18 protein-coding genes are annotated in these 15,896 nt (G+C 66.4%); 7 read left to right on the top strand and 11 right to left on the bottom strand.

From position 1 onward, the window contains the following. Positions 1-36: 36 nt before the first annotated feature. From Ga0102493_RS05850 to Ga0102493_RS05840, 3 genes are all read right to left on the bottom strand, one after another. On the bottom strand, positions 37-1,551 hold the full coding sequence (locus Ga0102493_RS05850) for a SulP family inorganic anion transporter (RefSeq protein WP_034905072.1): 1,515 nt from the start codon (positions 1,549-1,551) through the stop codon (positions 37-39). A gap of 333 nt (positions 1,552-1,884) precedes the next feature. Then, the gene (locus Ga0102493_RS05845; RefSeq protein ID WP_034905074.1) at positions 1,885-3,102 is read right to left on the bottom strand and encodes a trans-sulfuration enzyme family protein; all 1,218 of its coding nucleotides are present in this window, start codon (positions 3,100-3,102) and stop codon (positions 1,885-1,887) included. A gap of 58 nt (positions 3,103-3,160) precedes the next feature. Beyond that, positions 3,161-3,685, bottom strand: coding sequence for a TetR/AcrR family transcriptional regulator (locus Ga0102493_RS05840; protein ID WP_034905076.1), 525 nt, complete (start codon positions 3,683-3,685; stop codon positions 3,161-3,163). 94 nt (positions 3,686-3,779) lie between these two features. On the opposite strand from Ga0102493_RS05840, the gene Ga0102493_RS05835 reads away from it, so the two are divergent. Both Ga0102493_RS05835 and Ga0102493_RS05830 read left to right on the top strand, forming a co-directional pair. Next, on the top strand, positions 3,780-4,199 hold the full coding sequence (locus tag Ga0102493_RS05835; protein WP_081845693.1) for a hypothetical protein: 420 nt from the start codon (positions 3,780-3,782) through the stop codon (positions 4,197-4,199). A gap of 59 nt (positions 4,200-4,258) precedes the next feature. After that, positions 4,259-5,617, top strand: a complete 1,359-nt coding sequence (locus tag Ga0102493_RS05830) for a phospholipid carrier-dependent glycosyltransferase (RefSeq protein ID WP_081845694.1) — start codon at positions 4,259-4,261, stop codon at positions 5,615-5,617. Here the strand turns inward: Ga0102493_RS05830 and Ga0102493_RS05825 are convergent. From Ga0102493_RS05825 to Ga0102493_RS05805, 5 genes are all read right to left on the bottom strand, one after another. Beyond that, positions 5,614-6,714: a glycosyltransferase family 2 protein gene (locus Ga0102493_RS05825; RefSeq protein ID WP_034905078.1), complete on the bottom strand. Its 1,101-nt coding sequence runs from the start codon at positions 6,712-6,714 to the stop codon at positions 5,614-5,616. The genes Ga0102493_RS05830 and Ga0102493_RS05825 overlap by 4 nt on opposite strands. 15 nt (positions 6,715-6,729) lie before the next feature. Continuing rightward, positions 6,730-7,788: a 3-isopropylmalate dehydrogenase gene (gene leuB / locus Ga0102493_RS05820; RefSeq protein ID WP_034905081.1), complete on the bottom strand. Its 1,059-nt coding sequence runs from the start codon at positions 7,786-7,788 to the stop codon at positions 6,730-6,732. 10 nt (positions 7,789-7,798) lie between these two features. After that, positions 7,799-8,413: a DNA repair protein RecO gene (gene recO, locus Ga0102493_RS05815; RefSeq protein ID WP_034905083.1), complete on the bottom strand. Its 615-nt coding sequence runs from the start codon at positions 8,411-8,413 to the stop codon at positions 7,799-7,801. 18 nt (positions 8,414-8,431) lie between these two features. Next, the gene (locus Ga0102493_RS05810) at positions 8,432-8,683 is read right to left on the bottom strand and encodes an accessory factor UbiK family protein (protein ID WP_034905085.1); all 252 of its coding nucleotides are present in this window, start codon (positions 8,681-8,683) and stop codon (positions 8,432-8,434) included. 85 nt (positions 8,684-8,768) lie between these two features. Next, positions 8,769-9,326, bottom strand: coding sequence for a TspO/MBR family protein (locus tag Ga0102493_RS05805; RefSeq protein WP_034905087.1), 558 nt, complete (start codon positions 9,324-9,326; stop codon positions 8,769-8,771). A 376-nt stretch (positions 9,327-9,702) separates the two neighbouring features. On the opposite strand from Ga0102493_RS05805, the gene Ga0102493_RS05800 reads away from it, so the two are divergent. After that, positions 9,703-9,957 carry a hypothetical protein gene (locus Ga0102493_RS05800; protein WP_051698190.1) on the top strand — a complete coding sequence of 85 codons (255 nt, stop codon included), beginning with the start codon at positions 9,703-9,705 and terminating at the stop codon, positions 9,955-9,957. Positions 9,958-10,076: 119 nt separating this feature from the next. Here Ga0102493_RS05800 and Ga0102493_RS05795 read toward each other — a convergent pair whose 3' ends face one another. Next, positions 10,077-10,841 carry a TlyA family RNA methyltransferase gene (locus Ga0102493_RS05795; protein ID WP_034905090.1) on the bottom strand — a complete coding sequence of 255 codons (765 nt, stop codon included), beginning with the start codon at positions 10,839-10,841 and terminating at the stop codon, positions 10,077-10,079. 34 nt (positions 10,842-10,875) lie between these two features. Between Ga0102493_RS05795 and Ga0102493_RS05790 the strand changes: the two genes are divergently transcribed. The 3 genes from Ga0102493_RS05790 to Ga0102493_RS05780 all read left to right on the top strand — a co-directional run bounded on the left by Ga0102493_RS05790 (position 10,876) and on the right by Ga0102493_RS05780 (position 13,638). Next, a complete protein-coding gene (locus tag Ga0102493_RS05790) occupies positions 10,876-11,478 on the top strand; it encodes a hypothetical protein (RefSeq protein ID WP_034905091.1) in 603 nt (200 codons plus the stop codon). Between the two features lie 665 nt (positions 11,479-12,143). Continuing rightward, a complete protein-coding gene (locus Ga0102493_RS05785) occupies positions 12,144-13,223 on the top strand; it encodes a branched-chain amino acid aminotransferase (RefSeq protein WP_034905092.1) in 1,080 nt (359 codons plus the stop codon). Positions 13,224-13,257: 34 nt separating this feature from the next. Continuing rightward, positions 13,258-13,638, top strand: a complete 381-nt coding sequence (locus tag Ga0102493_RS05780) for an STAS/SEC14 domain-containing protein (protein WP_161490047.1) — start codon at positions 13,258-13,260, stop codon at positions 13,636-13,638. 107 nt (positions 13,639-13,745) lie between these two features. On the opposite strand, the gene Ga0102493_RS15690 is transcribed toward Ga0102493_RS05780, so the two are convergent. Then, a protein-coding gene (locus Ga0102493_RS15690) for an IS5 family transposase (protein ID WP_150132387.1) occupies positions 13,746-14,506 on the bottom strand; the annotation gives its coding sequence in 2 pieces (ribosomal slippage) (positions 13,746-14,173 and positions 14,173-14,506; 762 coding nt in all). An 88-nt stretch (positions 14,507-14,594) separates the two neighbouring features. Between Ga0102493_RS15690 and Ga0102493_RS05765 the strand changes: the two genes are divergently transcribed. Further along, a complete protein-coding gene (locus Ga0102493_RS05765) occupies positions 14,595-14,975 on the top strand; it encodes an STAS/SEC14 domain-containing protein (protein WP_034903818.1) in 381 nt (126 codons plus the stop codon). On the opposite strand, the gene Ga0102493_RS05760 is transcribed toward Ga0102493_RS05765, so the two are convergent. Beyond that, on the bottom strand, positions 14,972-15,880 hold the full coding sequence (locus Ga0102493_RS05760) for a LysR family transcriptional regulator (protein WP_034903820.1): 909 nt from the start codon (positions 15,878-15,880) through the stop codon (positions 14,972-14,974). The genes Ga0102493_RS05765 and Ga0102493_RS05760 overlap by 4 nt on opposite strands. Positions 15,881-15,896 lie beyond the last annotated feature (16 nt).

The raw sequence follows: 15,896 nt of genomic DNA, 5'->3' as shown, positions 1-15,896 counted from the left end.
ACGAGGATGTCACAGCCCGGATGGGCTGCGCTAAAATCAGTGCGGGGCCAGTCCGAGTTCGAGACCCGTCCGGTCCTCCAGCGCGAACCTGTCGAACAGGTCCGCGCTCGCCTGGTTCAATCCGACGACCCGCGTGTGCCGCCCGTTGCGACGCATCCTCTCGACCACCTTTTCGAGCGCGCCGATCGCCGAGATGTCCCAGAAATGCGCCTTGGACACGTCGATCACGACGTTGTGCGCCGCGTCCTCGTAAGCGCTTTCGGGGCCGAGCTTCTCGATGAACTTGTCGACGCTGGCGAAGAAAATCTCGCCGGTGACGACATAGACCGCCGAATGGGGCCGGCGAATGCGTTCGACATCGAACAGGTTGCGCACCTTGCCTGCAAAGAAGATGCCCGACAGCAGCACGCCCGTCAGCACGCCCAGCGCGAGGTCATGGGTCCACACCACGACAACGACGGTCGCGATCATCACCGCGCTCGAGGTCGGTGGGTGGCGCCTGAGGTTGGGGATCGAGTTCCAAGAGAACGTCCCGATCGACACCATGATCATCACCGCGACGAGTGCCGGCATCGGCACCTGCCCGACCCAGTCCCCGAGCACGGTAAGAAGGAACAGCAGGAACGCTCCTGCCGTGAAGGTCGACAGCCGCCCGCGCCCGCCGCTCGCGACATTGATGACCGACTGCCCGATCATCGCGCAGCCGCCCATCCCGCCGAACACCGCCGCAAGGACATTCGCCCCGCCCTGTCCGGCGCATTCGCGGCGCTTGTCGCTGTCGGTGTGGGTCATGTCGTCGACGATCTGCGCGGTCAGCAGGCTTTCGAGCAGGCCCACGGCGGCCATGGTGGCGGAATATGGCGCGATGATGCGCAAGGTTTCCATCGTCAGCGGCACGTCCGGCAAGCCGAAGAACGGCAGGCCGTCGGGCAATTCGCCCTCGCCCGCCACCGTGTTGACCGGAAGGCCCAACCAGATCGCCGCGCCCGTCAGCAGCAGGATCGCGACCAGCGGGCTCGGCACCGCCTTGGTCACGCGCGGGAAGAGGTAGATGATCGCAAGGCCTGCCGCGACCATTACATAGGTCTCGACCCCGACGCCGGTGAGCTGCGGGATCTGTGCCATGAAGATGAGAATGGCGAGCGCGTTGACGAAGCCGGTGATGACGCTGCGGCTGACGAATTGCATCAGCAGGTCAAGCCGCAGCACCGCCGCGATCGCCTGGAACACGCCCATCAGGATCGTCGCGGCAAAGAGATATTCGACCCCGTATTCGCGCACCAGCGGGATCACCACCACCGCGACCGCCGCGGTCGCCGCCGAGATCATGCCGGGCCGACCGCCGGTGAAGGCGATCACCATCGCGATCACGACCGAGGCGTAGAGGCCGACGCTGGGATCGACGCCCGCGATCAGGGCAAATCCGATCGCCTCGGGTATGAGAGCGAGCGCGACGACGATGCCGGCGAGCATGTCGGCGCGGGGCTGGGCGAACCAATCCTTTTGCCAGTCGCGGCGGAAGGTGGCCGCGGAGGAGCGGTCTGGAGTCATTGACGGGATTTCCGGGATACCTGGGCCCGTTCGCATGATCGGGCACGTGAATGTGAGCCGGACCTTTAACGAAATATGCTGCGCCGCACAACCACGCCCACCCCTTGCGGAAACGTGGTTGATGCAGCGTTACCCGAAATCCTGCGGGTTTTCTTAGGGCACGGGGGCCAAAAGGGTCAGGTCTTCGGGGACCTCAAGGCCTTTACCGGCACGGTTCCTGACAGGTCGTTTCCGAGCGGTCCTGCCTTCAGGCAGCCGTCATGTGCACCGGCCGGGCCTTTCGCTCTCTCAACCGAGGCACAAGCGGAGGGCCCGGCCCTTTGCATTTGCGTGTCAGATCCCTGCGGCGGCGAGCGCGCGGTCCATGTCCTCGGTAAGGTCGGCGATATCCTCCAGCCCGACATTGATCCGGATGAGGCCGTCGGTGACGCCCATCTCGCCGCGCGCCTCATCGCCCATGTTCGCGTGGGTGGTCGAGGCCGGGTGGCACATCAGCGTCTTCGCATCACCGATATTGTTCGAGATATCGATCAGTTCGAGCGCGTCGAGCAGCGCGAAGGCCCTTTCCCGGGTGCCCACGTCGAATGCGAATATCGGTCCTGTCGCGTCCATTTGCTGCATCGCCAGCTTGTGGCGCGGGTGGCTCGAGAGGCCGGGGTGGAGCATGTGCCCGCCCGCCGCGTCGATCCGTTTCTCCATGAAACGGCCAAGAGCGACCGCATTCGCGCTTTGGCGGTGGGCGCGCAGGTCCAGCGTCTCGAGCCCCTTGAGGACCACCCACGCATTGAAGGCAGAAAGCGCCGGGCCGGTGTTGCGCTGGAAGGGCATGAGGACCTCGTCGATCCACCGCTTCGAGGAACAGATCGCGCCCGCGAGCACCCTGCCCTGCCCGTCCATCATCTTGGTCGCGCTGTAAGCCACCACGTCCGCGCCAAATTCCATCGGGCGCTGGAGCACGGGCGTGGCGAAGGCGTTGTCGACCACGGTCGTGATCCCGCGCGCGCGAGCGAGGTCGCAGACGAATTGCAGGTCAACGATGTCGAGCGTCGGGTTCGCCGGGGTTTCGAAGAAGAACACCCTGGTGTTGGGCCGGATCGCGGCTTCCCATGCGGCATTGTCGGCGCTGTCGATGACGGTCGTTTCGATCCCGAAGCGCGGCAGGAGGTTGTCGACCAGCCAGCGGCACGAACCGAACGCGGCGCGGGCGGAAACGCAGTGGTCGCCGGTGGAAAGCTGGCACAAGAGAGCCGCGGTCATCGCCGCCATCCCGCTCGCCTGCGCGCGGCAGCTTTCCGCGCCCTCGATAAGGGCAATGCGTTCTTCTAGCATGGCAACGGTCGGGTTCTGGAGGCGCGAATAGGTCATGCCCTCGGCTTCGCCCGCAAACCGGTCGGCGACGGTCTGGGCATCGTCGTAGGAATAGCCCGAGGTGAGGAACATCGCCTCGCTCGTCTCGCCATGATCGCTGCGCCACGTGCCCCCGCGCACGGCCTGGGTCGCGGGGCGCCATTTCTGCGTGACCTTGCGGTCCATTCCGGTCGTCTTCTTCATGGGGGCAAGCGATTAGGCGGTGGCAGGGTCGCTTACAAGCGCGGCTTGCAGGCAGGTGTCACAGGCCGCTCGCATTGAGCCCCTCGCGCGCGAAACGCGGGCGTCCGGCAGCCGTGAGCATCATCGCCCCCTCGATCAGGGTAAGGAGATAGCGCGCGCCGCCTTCGGGATCGGGATCGCCTGCCGGCATCTGCCCCTCGAGCCATTCGAGCATCCGGTCCATCACCGCGCCCGCCGCCTCGCGGTAGCCGGGAAGGTCGCGCACCGCACCCGCGACGATTTCCCACCACAGCGCCATGAAGGGCTGCATCGCCTCCTCGCGCGCCCGGGCGAGGATACGCGCGGCGACTTCCTGCCGGGTGGCCGCGGGCGTATCGCCCATGGCGCCGTCCAACGCCGCGGCATAGCGCTCCGCGAGGAAGGCGAGCAGGTCGGCCACGAGTTCGGCCTTGCTCCCGAAATGATAGATAAGCATCCGGTCGCTCGTCCCCGCCGCGCGCGCGAGCGGGCGCAGGCTCGCGCCCGCAAGGCCGTGTTCGAGCACATGGGCGGCAAGCTTCGGTAGCAGCGTCTCACGGGACATCGGCGTTTTTCTCATGCCGATCTTGTAGCGTCCGCTACATTGCGCTACAAGCCTGCGTAGCAATCGCTACGCCAAGACTGGAAAGACCCCCGCAATGCCCCTCGAAATCACGCCGCAAGTCATCCTGTTCATCGCCGGCATCGCCGGGGCGCTGATCGCAATCGGGTTTGTCCTCGCCCGCCCGCAGGCGCGCGCCAACGCGCATCTCGCCGCCGCCCTTTCCGCGGGTTTCGCGGCATTCACCGCTGTCGTCCTCGCGAGCGAGGGGGTGTTGCCGGTCTGGGAGAACCACACTGCCAATCTGTGGGGCGTGCAGGTCTGGTGGGACCTGCTTATCGCCGTCACGATCGCGCTCGTGCTCATCGCCCCGCGGGCACGGGCGGCGGGCATGAACCTGCCGCTCTGGGGGCTGTTCGTCGTTACGACGGCGAGCATCGGCCTGCTCGCCCTGTGCGCGCGGCTGTTCTGGCTCGAAGCGCGCGGCGCGCCCGAGGCAACTTCGCCCTCCGCCTGAACCCGGCTGGCAATCCGTCTTGCAGGGCGAGCGGCGCTTTCGTAAGCCCGGCCTCAGCCATGCATGAGGTCGCCGCCCCGCCTGTCGCTCTTCCGCCCGATCGTCATCCTGTCGATCATGGCGGCCCGCCCGAACATGCCCGCGATCCGTGGGCATGGTGCCTCGCACTCCCGATCGTATTCGCCGCGCTGGCGAGCATCCGGCTGACCGTCCCTTCCGCGCCCTATTTCGACGAGGTGCATTATCTCCCCGCCGCCCGGGCGCTGCTCGAAGGCGGACCATATCTCAACCGCGAGCACCCGCTTCTTGGCAAGGAGGTGATCGCTCTCGGCATCGCGGTTTTCGGCGACGGGCCGCTCGGCTGGCGGATCACGCCGCTTGTCGCGGGCACGCTCGTGGTGGCGGCGAGCATGCGGGCGATTTGGCATGCGAGCATGGACCGCTATGCCACCATCGCCTTTGGCGTATTGCTGGCGAGCGGCTTTCACCTCTTCGTCCAGTCGCGCATCGCCATGCTCGATATCTTCATGGCCGCTTTCCTCGCGCTTGCCGCGTGGGCCTTTGCCGCCGCCATCCGCGAGCCGGAGACCGGCCGCTGGCGGCTCGCGCTTTGCGGCCTGGCGATCGGCTGCGCGCTCGGGGCGAAATGGAACGCGATTGCCCTGGCCATGCTGCCCGGCCTCGCCTTCTTCGCCGCGCGCCTTTCTGCCGGACGGCGCCGCCTGCTGATGAGCCGCCGGGGCATCCCGGTGCCGGGCGTGAGCCTGATCGAGGCGTTCGCGTGGCTCGGCCTCGTCCCGCTTGCGGTCTATGCGCTCACCTTCCTGCCGGGCTACTGGATGGGCACGCCCCTGCGCCCATCGCCGTTTGCAGGAGAGCTGTTTCCCTTCGGCCTGGTCGAATTCCACCGCGAGATTCTCGACCTGCAGCGCTCGGTCATGGCCCCTCACAGTTACCAGAGCACCTGGGCCCAATGGGTCACGAACACGCGCGGCATCTGGTATCTCTACGAATTCGCCGACGGGGCCCAGCGCGGGGTGCTGCTGATCGGCAACCCGCTGACCATGCTCCTTGGCCTGTTCGCGCTGGTGTGGTGCATGGTGACCGGATTGTGGCGGCGCGAATGGGCCAAGGTCGCGGCGGTGATCGGCTATGCCGCGAGCCTCGGCCTGTGGGTGATCGCGCCCAAGCCGGTGCAGTTCTATTACCACTACATGATGCCAAGCGTGTTCCTGCTGGCCGCGCTCGCGCTGGCGCTGTCGAACCTGCGCCAGGTGGAGCGGCTGCGCTGGCTCGGCTGGGCGGTGCCGCTTGGGAGCGCGCTTTTCTTCGCGCTGTTCTGGAAAGTCCTCTCCGCCGCGCCATTGGACGGGCCGATGAGCTTTGCCGACTGGACCTGGATTTCGGGCTGGCGCTAGAACCGACCCCAGACGAAGCGGCTGGAGAGCGCATAGTTCCAGACCGACCCGACCAGGATCCCGGCCAGCGCAGCGAACGCCCAGAACAGCCCCTGCGATTCGAGCAAGGTCGCCACCGCCACGTTGGCGAAGCCGCCGATCGCGCAAGTTCCGCAGAAACCCAGCCAGCCGCGCAGCACCGCGCCCCAGCCCTTCAGCCGCTGGTCGCGATAGGTAAGGTAATTGTTGAGCCAGAAATTGAAGCTCATCGCCACCAGCACCGCCGCGCCCTGCGCGAGAGTAAAGCCTTCCTCGAACACGAGGAGCAGCGCAGAAAGCACCGCGAAATGAACAATCACGCCCAGCGCGCCGACCGTGCCGAACAGGGCGAAACGGGTGGGGACGAGGCGGCCCATCGTCCGGTCATAGAGCCCGGCGAGAAAATCGAACAGGATCGCGCGGTCCAGTTTGCTAGTGCCTTCGCGCCGTGCGGCGAAATCGAGCGGGAATTCCTTCACGCGCAAGGGCCGGTCCGATGTGGCGAGGAGATCGAGCAGGATCTTGAAGCCGATCCCCGAAAGGCGCGGGACCATGGCGCGCGCGGTCGCGGTCGGGAGCATGAAATAGCCGCTCATCGGATCGGTCAGATCGACGCCCGTCAGCGCGCGCGCGACGCGGTTGGCAAGGCCGGAGAGCTTTTCGCGTTCCGGATCGGCCCAGTTCGCCGTGCTCGCCCCTTCGGCAAAGCGGCTGGCGACGCAGACCTCCGCCTCCCCGGCTTTCAGCGCGGCGAGCATTTTCGGCAGCAGCGCCGGATCGTGCTGGTGATCGGCGTCCATCACGGCGGCGAAAGGAGCGGCGGTGGCGCAGAAACCCTCCATCGCCGCGCTGGCGAGGCCGCGCCGCCCGATCCGCTGGATCACCCGCACGCGCCGGTCCGTTAGCGCCAGCGCGCGCGCCTCGTCCGCCGTGCCGTCCCGGCTGTCGTCGTCGACTATCAGGACTTCCCAGCCCCCATCCCCCAGCATCGGCCCCAACGCGCCATCGATCCGCTCGACCAGCGAGGCAAGGTTGCCGCGCTCGTTGAGCGTCGGAAGAATGATCGCCAGCTCGAGCATGGCCCGCGCCCGGCGTCAGAGCCGCTCGCGCACCGCCGCGCCGATCGCCTCGGTCCCGTGATCGCCGCCGAGGTCGCCGCCGCGAATCCCGTCGGTCAGTGCCTTCGCAACGGCGCGCTCGATCCGCGCAGCCTCGTCCTCTCGGCCGAAGGAATGGCGCAGCATCATCGCCGCCGACAGGATCGTCGCCATCGGGTTCGCCTTGCCCTCGCCTGCGATATCGGGCGCGCTGCCGTGGATCGGTTCGTAAAGGCCGAAGGTTCCGTATCCGGTCTGCCGTTCGCCCAGCGAGGCGCTGGGCAGCAGCCCGATCGAACCGACGGCCGCGCTGGCGAGGTCCGACAGGATGTCGCCGAACAGATTGCCGGTGAGCATCACCCGGAACTGCGCGGGATTCGCGATCACCTGCATCGCCGCGTTGTCGACATACATGTGGGATAGCGCGACTTCGCGATATCCCTGCGCCACCTCGGTTACCGTGTCACGCCAGACCTGGCTGGTTTCGAGCACGTTCGCCTTGTCGACGCTGGTCAGCCCTGCCCCCATGGCCTTCGCGGCGCGAAAGGCGACATGGGCGATGCGCCGGATTTCGGGGGCGGAATAGGCCATCTCGTCCCAGCCCTCGCGCTCGCCGTCCTCGGTCGTGCGCTCGCCCTTCTTCCCGAAATAGACGTCCCCCGTAAGCTCGCGCACGATCAGCATGTCGAGAGTGCGGGCGATCTCGGGGCGCAGCGGGGAGAGATGTTCGAGCCCCTCGAACACCCGCGCCGGGCGCAGGTTCGCGAACAAGCCCAGTTCCTTTCTGAGGCCGAGGATCGCCTGTTCGGGGCGCAAATGGCGTTCCAGATCGTCGCAGGCGGGATCGCCGACCGCGCCGAACAGGACCGCATCGGCGTGATGCGCCATTTCCAGCGTCTCAGGAGGAAGGGGCACGCCGTGGCGCCTGTAGGCCGCGCCGCCGACATCGCCCTCGGACAAGGCGAGATGCGGCAGATCGAGGCTTTCGAGCACCTTTACCGCTTCGCGCGTCACTTCGGGACCGATCCCGTCGCCGGGCAGAACCGCAATCTTCATGACCAGCCCCTCACTCCATCATCCGGGCGAGCCGTTCGCCCAGCAGCACGCGCGCGGCCATACCATCGCCCGCCGCTCCTGCAAGGGCATGGCGGCCCATTGGCCGGTGCAGCACGCGGAACGCCTCGAACTGGTCGGCAAGCGGCGCATCGAGCGGCGGGGCGCTGTCGCCGAGCGGCGCGCCATAGCCCATCTCGCGCAGCAGCAGCGCCTCGTACCCGACCATCGCGCCGAGCCAGCCGCGCGCCGAAGGCGCATGGCAGATCGCGGCGAGCAGCGCGTCGAGCGCCGAATGGAGCGCGGGATAGGGATTGCGTTCGGGCAGCGCCGAGGCGGTGAGCGTGCAGGCCCACTGGATCGCGGCGGCAGGCAGCGGCTCGGTCATCCACGGCGCGCGGCTTTCCTCGAGCTCAAGCCGGGCAAAGGGAAGCTGGGTGTCGGATTTCGCGCTGAGTTCGAGCGCGACGCGGTTTCCGGGGATGACGACCGGGCGCATCCGCCGCCCGCGCCCGCCCGCGACATAGGCGGCGACAAGGCCGTATTGTTCGGTCATCAGCCGCGCGATCGCGGCCGTTTCTCCGTGCGCGCGCGATGCGACGAGGATGGCCGGGGCGCGCAAGTGCATGACGCGCGCCTCAGCGGGTCACTTCTTCGCGAGCTTCGCCTCGAGTTCGGCGACCTTGGCTTCGAGCGCGTCGGCCTGTTCGCGGGCCTTCTGCGCCATCGCCTTGACCGTATCGAATTCCTCGCGGCTCACGAAGTCGATGCCGCCCAGCCGTTCGCGCAGGCGTTCGCGCGCATTGTCGCGCGCCTCCCGGCTCATGCCGGCGACGGTCCCGGCCGCGCTGTTGGCGAGTTTGACGAAATCGGCGATGATAGGATTCTGGCTCTGCATGATGCCCTATTTGGTCGCGCTCCGCCCGTTTGTCCAGACGGCCCCGTATCTCGGGAAGGGCCGGTTCATCCCGAAGGCAGGACGATCACTCCTCGCCCAGGTCAAAGCGTTCCACCGCGCCATTGGGATCGGCAGCCCCGCCACCGGGATTCTGGACGATGAACTGGTAGTTGAGCACCGTGGCAAAGCTCGCCCAGGCGAAATAGGGCAGCAGCATGATACCGGCCAATCTGCGCACTCGCCAGTAAAGGACGATCACCACCAAGAGGCTCACCACCGAATAGCCGAGCACGTAGAGCGCGATCTGCATCTCCTGCAGGCCGAAGAAGACCGGCGTCCATGCCATCGGGCCGACGAAATGCAGCGCGAATGCACCGAGCGCCATCGCCCGGCCGCGCGCTCCCCATGCGCTCGCCACCATGGCTCCGGCGAGCCCGATCATGACGTAGAGCACTCCCCACACGATCCCGAAAACGGCCGGTGGCGGGAAGATGGCGGGCTTGTCCAGACCTGCGAACCAGGGCGTGTCGGCACCGCCGAATTCGCCCGAGACGAAGCCGAGCAGCAGGATCAGCGGCACGAAGAACAGGGCCCAGCGCACGAAACTTGCCCGCAACTGACCCTTGGAAGCGAGTGTCTGCATCACGTCTCCCGACCTTCCGGGCGTTCCGGCGAGCGGGCCTCCTGCCCGGCCGCGCCGGCCCTGCCCCCAGCGATTCGCCCGTTAAGTTTCGGACGCACCGGCGATACACAAGCCTCGCGCCAAGGCCAATCTTGCGCGCATTGCGCCGCGCTCTCGTGTTTCGGCGTGTCCCGAAAGCCTCGAAATTGCGCGCTGATCGGCGTTCGAGCGGCGAAATGGGGCAAAAATATGTTTAATCCGTTAGCGTCGGCCGCTCGATCTGCTAATCACGCCACATTCTTGCCGTGATTCGGGGCGCTAGACGGCAGGAAATTCCCATTCGCGCTCCAAAGACCGATCATGGTCCCCCAAGGGGGCTGATTAGGGGAACACGAAAATGAAGAACACCAACCTTTTCTCGCTGATCGCCGTTGCCGGCGGCCTCGCTCTCACCGCCGCCTGCGCCGAGCCGGCCGACGAAGCCACCGAAACCGAAGCCGACACCATGTCGGTCGAGGAAACCACCGAAGACGCGATGGCCGAAGGCGAAATGATGGCTGAAGACGCCATGGCCGAAGGCGAAGAAATGATGGCCGAAGGCGAAGAAGCCGTCGAAGGCGAAATGACCGAAGAAGCGGCCGAAGCGGAGTAATCCTCCCTTCGCGCGACCCTGGTCGCGAAATCAGGCGGCCGGTGGCAGTTCTCTCTGCCGCCGGCCGTTTTCATTGGGCGCCGCCTTTTCAGCCGTTCGCCCTTTCAGCCGCACCCCTTTCAGCTGCGCCGCGCGCTGACCAGGAATTCGATATTGCCCTGCGGCCCGGTGATCGGGCTTGTCTCGACACCCTCGACCGAAAAGCCGATCCCTTCGAGCCAGTCGCGCACTTCGCCGCAGACCCGTTCGTGCAGGCGGGCATCGCGCACCACTCCGCCCTTGCCGACTTCTTCGCGGGCGACTTCGAATTGCGGCTTGATAAGGGCGACCACCCGGCAGCGCGGCGCGGCGAGTTCAAGCGGGCGTTCAAGCACCTTGGCAAGCGAGATGAAGCTCGCATCGCACACGACGAGGTCGCATTCGCGGTCAATCTGATCGCGGGTGAGGATCCGCGCGCTGGTCTGTTCGAGCACGGTGACGTGATCGTCCTGCCGCAATTTCCAGGCGAGCTGGTTCGTGCCGCTGTCGACGGCAAAGACATGCGCCGCGCCGCGCGTGAGGAGAACATCGGTAAAGCCGCCGGTGGACGATCCGATATCCATGGCCACCGCGCCCGCCACGTCGATCCCGAAATGGGCGAGCGCATGGTCGAGCTTGATCCCGCCGCGGCTGACCCAGGGATGGTCGCGCCCACGCACCTCCAGCGGGGCATCCGCGGGCAATTGCTGCCCGGGCTTGTCCACCTTCGCTTCGCCCGCGAACACGACCCCCGCCATGATGAGCGCCTGCGCACGGGTACGACTTTCCGCCAGGCCACGTTCGACCAGCAAGTGGTCGGCGCGCCGTTTCGCCGCCTTTGGAGAGGATTTCGCCGGATTGGTCATGGACGCTTCATTCGTTAGCGCGCATTGAGGGGGCATGAAAGCGACCTATCTGACCGCCATTGGCGCGCTGGCGCTGACGTTCGCCCTTGCCGCCTGCATTCCCGAGCCCGACGTGCCGCTGCCGCCGCCCCCGTCGCAGTCACCGCCCCCCGCTCCCGCGGCGGCGCCCCGCACTGCACCGACGCCGGCACCGACGCCGACTCCGCAGCCTGCCCCGCCCCCGGTCTCTTCCGGGCCGGTCTACGAGAACTATCTCGATGCCCCGCAGACGCCGGGCGACTGGGGCTATGCGCGCGAGCCCGGCGAGACGTTGGCGCAGTTCGGCACCGGCATTTCCGAGGCGCGCTTCATCCTGCGCTGCGCCGACGGACAGGTCGGGCTCGCCTATGTCACCGGGCGCGCCCAGACGGCCGCGCGCGCGATGACGATCCGCACCGAAACGCTCACCCGCACGATCGAAGCGCGGCCCGTCGCCGGACAGGGCGAATTGCTGGCCGCCTTCCTCGCGCCCTCCGACCCGTTGCTCGACGCGATGGCGATCACCAAGGGCCGTTTCGCCGTCCTGGTCGAGGGCCAGAGATCGCTCTACCTACCCGCCTGGGTCGAGGTCAGCCGGGTGATCGAGGACTGCAGGTAAGCACGCACGGATTCGCGCTTTTCCACAGGCGCGAACACCTATTCGGCAGTCACGCGCATGTAACAGAAAAAAGGCGCCCGGAATTTCCCCCGGACGCCTTGATAAGGCCTCAATGCAACGGCGGACCATTCTGACGTGGGAAAAGATTTTTTCAAGTCTTGCGGACGCCTTTTGCATGATTCACATATGGGGACGAGGCCAGCGGCGAACGCGGTTCTCGGCCCCCGGTGATACGGCAGGGTCTTGGCTATCTAGCGCGAAAGGAGGTGATCCGATGTCTCATGGTTCAGCAGAGAGGTCGGCAAGTTTCCGCGCGGAGCACTATCGGTAAGACACAACCCTTAGAGGCTTCGTGAGCGGCACTTCCTGGCCGCTGACCATGAAGGGGCGTTTCCACCGACGGGCTGGAAGCGCCCCTTTCATTTCCTTTCTTTCGATCGCCGATCCGGGCGGGCGTCGCCCTTTCGGCGGCTACGAACGCCGATGAGCGCTTCTTCGCGGATGTATTCCTCTCCCGCGCTGGCGTATGGCGCTGGTCCGGCCCGCGCAGCGGGCCGCAGGGGCGACCGCCCGCCCGCAGCGCCGAAGGCGTAACGAGATCGCACGCCGGATGGCGCGCGCAAACAAGGATTGCCCAACCCGCCGGGCCATATTACCGGCAAGCCATGCAATTCACCCGCCTCCCCCACCCCTCGCCCACGCCCGCCGAGCGGCGCGCCGAGCTCATCGCCGATCCCGGTTTCGGCAAGATCTTCACCGACCACATGGTCGTGATCGACTATGACGAGGATCGCGGCGGCTGGCAGGCAGCGACGATCGGCCCGCGTGAGCCGCTGACGCTCGATCCGGCGGCGAGCGTGCTGCATTACGCGCAGGAAATCTTCGAGGGCATGAAGGCCTTCGCCCATGCCGATGGCGGGCTCGCCCTGTTCAGGCCAGAGGCCAATGCGCGGCGCTTCAGCGACAGCGCGCGGCGCATGGCGATGCCCGAATTGCCCGAGGAAACCTTTCTCGCCGCGGTGCGCGAGGCCGTCGCCGCCGATGCCGACTGGCTCCCGCCGATCGAGGGCGGGTCGATCTATATCCGCCCCTTCATGTTCGCATCGGAAGCATTTCTCGGCGTGCGTCCGGCGAAACAGTACAAGTTCATCGTCCTGCTGTCGGCGGCGGGCAGCTATTTCAAGGGCGGCGTCGCCCCGGTGAAGATCTGGGTTGCGCAAGGCTATGTCCGCGCCGCGCCCGGCGGGACGGGCGCGGCCAAGACCGGCGGGAACTATGCCGCCAGCCTCGTGCCGCAGGCGCAGGCGACCCAGCACGGCTGCGACCAGGTCGTCTTCCTGGATGCGGTCGAGAACAGGTGGATCGAGGAGCTGGGCGGCATGAACCTGTTCTTCGTGCGCGCCGACGGCAGCGTCATCACCCCGCCGCTCACCGGCACGATCCTGCCCGGCATCACCCGCGACAGCCTCATCCAGCTGCTGCGCGAAGAGGGGCTCGACGTGCGCGAGGAGCCCTATTCGCTCGACCAGTGGCGTGACGAGGCGCAAAGCGGGGACCTGCTCGAGACGATGGCATGCGGCACCGCTGCCGTGGTGACACCGGTCGGCACCGTCGCCTCGCCCGAGGGCGAATTCACCATCGGCGCAGGCGGAACCGGGCAGCTCACCACGAAGATCCGTGAACGGCTGGTCGGCATCCAGCGCGGTACCGCGCCCGACCCCCATGGCTGGGTCACGCGGATTTAGGAGGCGTTTACCGCGACTTGCTATGGGCGCGGACATGGCCAGCCTGGCTCCCACCTTCACCGTCACCCGCGACGATGCGCGGCGCGAAGTGCATTATGCGCTGACCGGCCTGTTCACGATCGAGGCGATCGACCGCTTCTTCGAGGAATTGCGGCGCGTGGCCGGTCCTTTCATGGAGGACCGCAAGGGTTTCCGCGCGATCGGCGATCTGAGACAATACAGCGTCCAGCCGCGCGACGTGGCCGAACGGATGCAGATGTCGCAGGACATCTCGGCCAAGGTGGGCGTGACGAAAATGGCGATCGTCTACAGCTCGGTTCTCCAGATGCAGCAGCTGCGCCGGGTCAGCAACGCGCTCGACATGGGCTATTTCACCGAGATGGCCGAAGCGCTGGACTGGCTTCGCAAGGACTGATCGACTTTGCCGCTCATGGCGTAGCCGCAAGTCGAACGACCCAAGAAGTAAAGAAAAAGCCGCACAGATTATCGATATATTTACGCAGGCAAGGCTAGGGTCAGGACTCATTGCGGCAGCCAGAAGATGACGGTTGCGGCGATGCATATGGCGGACATGAACGTGTGGGCGCATCGGTCGTAACGGGTGTGGATGCGTCGCCAGTCCTTGAGTTTGCCGAACATGTTCTCGACTTTGTGGCGTTGGCGATAGAGCACCGCGTCGTGGGGGATGGGCACTTTGCGGTTCGTTTTTGACGGGATGCAGGCAGCGATACCGCGCTGTTCCAGAGCGGCGCGGAACCAGTCGGCATCGTAGCCCCGATCGGCGAGCAACGCCTCGGCCTTGGGGAAGGCTTCGATCATCAGCGCAGCCCCTTTGTAGTCGCTCATCTGCCCTTCGCTGAGCAGCATGATCAATGGCCGGCCCTTGCCATCGCAGACTGCATGCAGCTTGGAGTTCAGTCCGCCTTTGGTGCGGCCGATACGTCTGGGTAGAGCCCCTTTTTTAGCAGGCTTGCCGCCGTCCGGTGCGCCTTGAGGTGGGTGGCGTCGATCATCAGCTGATCGGGCTTTCCGCCCTTGGCGGCGAGCTGGGCAAAGATCCTGTTGAACACGCCCAGGCGGCTCCAGCGGATGAAGCGATTATAGATCGTCTTGTGCGGGCCGTAGCCGGCAGGCGCATCACGCCAGCGCAATCCATTCCTGATCACGAAGATGATACCACTCACAATCCGCCGGTCATCGACCCGTGGGATCCCATGCGACAACGGAAAATAGGGCTCAATCCGGCGCATCTGCGCCTCGCTCAACAACCACAGCCCGGACATCGGCAGCACCTCCTTGCTGCCGCTATTGAATCAATCGACTGCCGCCAGCGCAAGTGATTTAATGGGTCCTGAGCCTAGTTCAGGCCCCATGGCCTCGCTTGCTCCCTCGCATTCGATCTCGGTCGATCGGCACCACGCGGAACTGCATTTCGCGATCAGCGGGCTGTGGGCCAAGGCGAGCATGCAGGATTTCCTTGATGAGCTGCTGGGCAAGGCCAAGCCATTCCTGCGGGATCGCGCGCCATTCAGCGCGCTGGGCGACCTGCGCGACTTCGTGCCGCAGGACCGCGAGACCGCGCAGGTGATAAGGGATTCGATCCTTGCCGGGCGTGACAACGGCCTGACCCGCTTCGCCGTCGTCTCCTCCGCGCCGCTGGTGCGCATGCAATATCGCCGCATCGCCGACGGAGTCGAGGTCAATTTCTTCGACGCACCCGACGAAGCGCGGCGCTGGCTGCGCAGCGCCTAGCTCTCCGCCAGCCGGTCGCGGAAGGCATCGATCAGCCAGCTCGTCGCCGGACCCAGCCGGGCATTGCGCCGCCACAGCGCGCTCAGCCGGTAATGCGCGCCGGGCCGCTCGGGCAGATCGAGTTCCACCAGCCGCCCCCGTTCGAGATCGCCCGCCACCATCGCGCGCGGCATGTTGCCCCAGCCCAGCCCTTCGAGCAGCAGCGTGTGCTTAGCGCCGAGATCGCCCAATCGCCAGGTGAGCGGGCTCAGCACGGAGAATTCGCGCCCCTCGGTCAGTTTCGAACGGTCTGCCAGGACAAGTTGCAGATGATCGCGGCTCTCGTCCGGCCCCGCGCGGCCTTCGCGCGACAGCACCGCGAGCGGGTGATCGGGCGCAGCGACGGGGACCAGTTCGACCTCGCCCACCGCCTGCCGTTCGAGCGCGGGATGTTCACCGATGACGGGGCCGCCGATGGCAAGGTCCGCGTCCTCGTCCAGCAGGCAGGCCGCGACCGCGCCCAGCCCCTCGATATTCAGTGTCAGCGCCGAAGTCGGGAATATCCGGCGAAATTCGCGCAGCACGCCCGCCGTGACTTCGCCCGGCACCATCACGTCGATGACCAGCCGGACCGAGGACTCAAGGCCCGCATGCAGGCTTTGTGTCTTTGCCAGCAGCGCATCGACCCGGTCGGCGACGCCGCGCGCCTCGGCGAGCAGGCCCTTGCCCGCCTCGGTCAGGACCGGGCGGCGCGAACCTTCGCGTTCGAACAGGGTCACGGCAAGCTGCGCTTCGAGTTGCGCGATGCCATAGCTGATCGCCGAAACGGCGCGCCCCATGCGCCGCGCTGCGCCGCCGAAGCTGCCTTCCTCGGCAACGGAGAGAAAGATGCGGATCTGGTCGAGACTGGGTTCGCCGAGCTTCATCGCGGCTGTGTTCGAT

Source organism: Erythrobacter litoralis (genome assembly GCF_001719165.1).
Lineage (GTDB): Bacteria > Pseudomonadota > Alphaproteobacteria > Sphingomonadales > Sphingomonadaceae > Erythrobacter > Erythrobacter litoralis.
This window is presented reverse-complemented; position numbering and strand designations above follow the sequence as displayed.

Coding starts and splice junctions, on each gene's coding strand:
- Ga0102493_RS05840 (WP_034905076.1), bottom strand. CDS start 3,685: ATGTCCCGTGAGACGCTGCTACCGAAGCTTGCCGCCCATGTGCTCGAA.
- Ga0102493_RS05790 (WP_034905091.1), top strand. CDS start 10,876: ATGAAAGCGACCTATCTGACCGCCATTGGCGCGCTGGCGCTGACGTTC.
- Ga0102493_RS05850 (WP_034905072.1), bottom strand. CDS start 1,551: ATGACTCCAGACCGCTCCTCCGCGGCCACCTTCCGCCGCGACTGGCAA.
- Ga0102493_RS05780 (WP_161490047.1), top strand. CDS start 13,258: ATGGCCAGCCTGGCTCCCACCTTCACCGTCACCCGCGACGATGCGCGG.
- Ga0102493_RS05805 (WP_034905087.1), bottom strand. CDS start 9,326: ATGCAGACACTCGCTTCCAAGGGTCAGTTGCGGGCAAGTTTCGTGCGC.
- Ga0102493_RS05835 (WP_081845693.1), top strand. CDS start 3,780: ATGCCCCTCGAAATCACGCCGCAAGTCATCCTGTTCATCGCCGGCATC.
- Ga0102493_RS05785 (WP_034905092.1), top strand. CDS start 12,144: ATGCAATTCACCCGCCTCCCCCACCCCTCGCCCACGCCCGCCGAGCGG.
- Ga0102493_RS05760 (WP_034903820.1), bottom strand. CDS start 15,880: ATGAAGCTCGGCGAACCCAGTCTCGACCAGATCCGCATCTTTCTCTCC.
- Ga0102493_RS05765 (WP_034903818.1), top strand. CDS start 14,595: ATGGCCTCGCTTGCTCCCTCGCATTCGATCTCGGTCGATCGGCACCAC.
- recO (WP_034905083.1), bottom strand. CDS start 8,413: ATGCACTTGCGCGCCCCGGCCATCCTCGTCGCATCGCGCGCGCACGGA.
- leuB (WP_034905081.1), bottom strand. CDS start 7,788: ATGAAGATTGCGGTTCTGCCCGGCGACGGGATCGGTCCCGAAGTGACG.
- Ga0102493_RS05845 (WP_034905074.1), bottom strand. CDS start 3,102: ATGAAGAAGACGACCGGAATGGACCGCAAGGTCACGCAGAAATGGCGC.
- Ga0102493_RS05795 (WP_034905090.1), bottom strand. CDS start 10,841: ATGACCAATCCGGCGAAATCCTCTCCAAAGGCGGCGAAACGGCGCGCC.
- Ga0102493_RS05825 (WP_034905078.1), bottom strand. CDS start 6,714: ATGCTCGAGCTGGCGATCATTCTTCCGACGCTCAACGAGCGCGGCAAC.
- Ga0102493_RS05830 (WP_081845694.1), top strand. CDS start 4,259: ATGCATGAGGTCGCCGCCCCGCCTGTCGCTCTTCCGCCCGATCGTCAT.
- Ga0102493_RS05810 (WP_034905085.1), bottom strand. CDS start 8,683: ATGCAGAGCCAGAATCCTATCATCGCCGATTTCGTCAAACTCGCCAAC.
- Ga0102493_RS05800 (WP_051698190.1), top strand. CDS start 9,703: ATGAAGAACACCAACCTTTTCTCGCTGATCGCCGTTGCCGGCGGCCTC.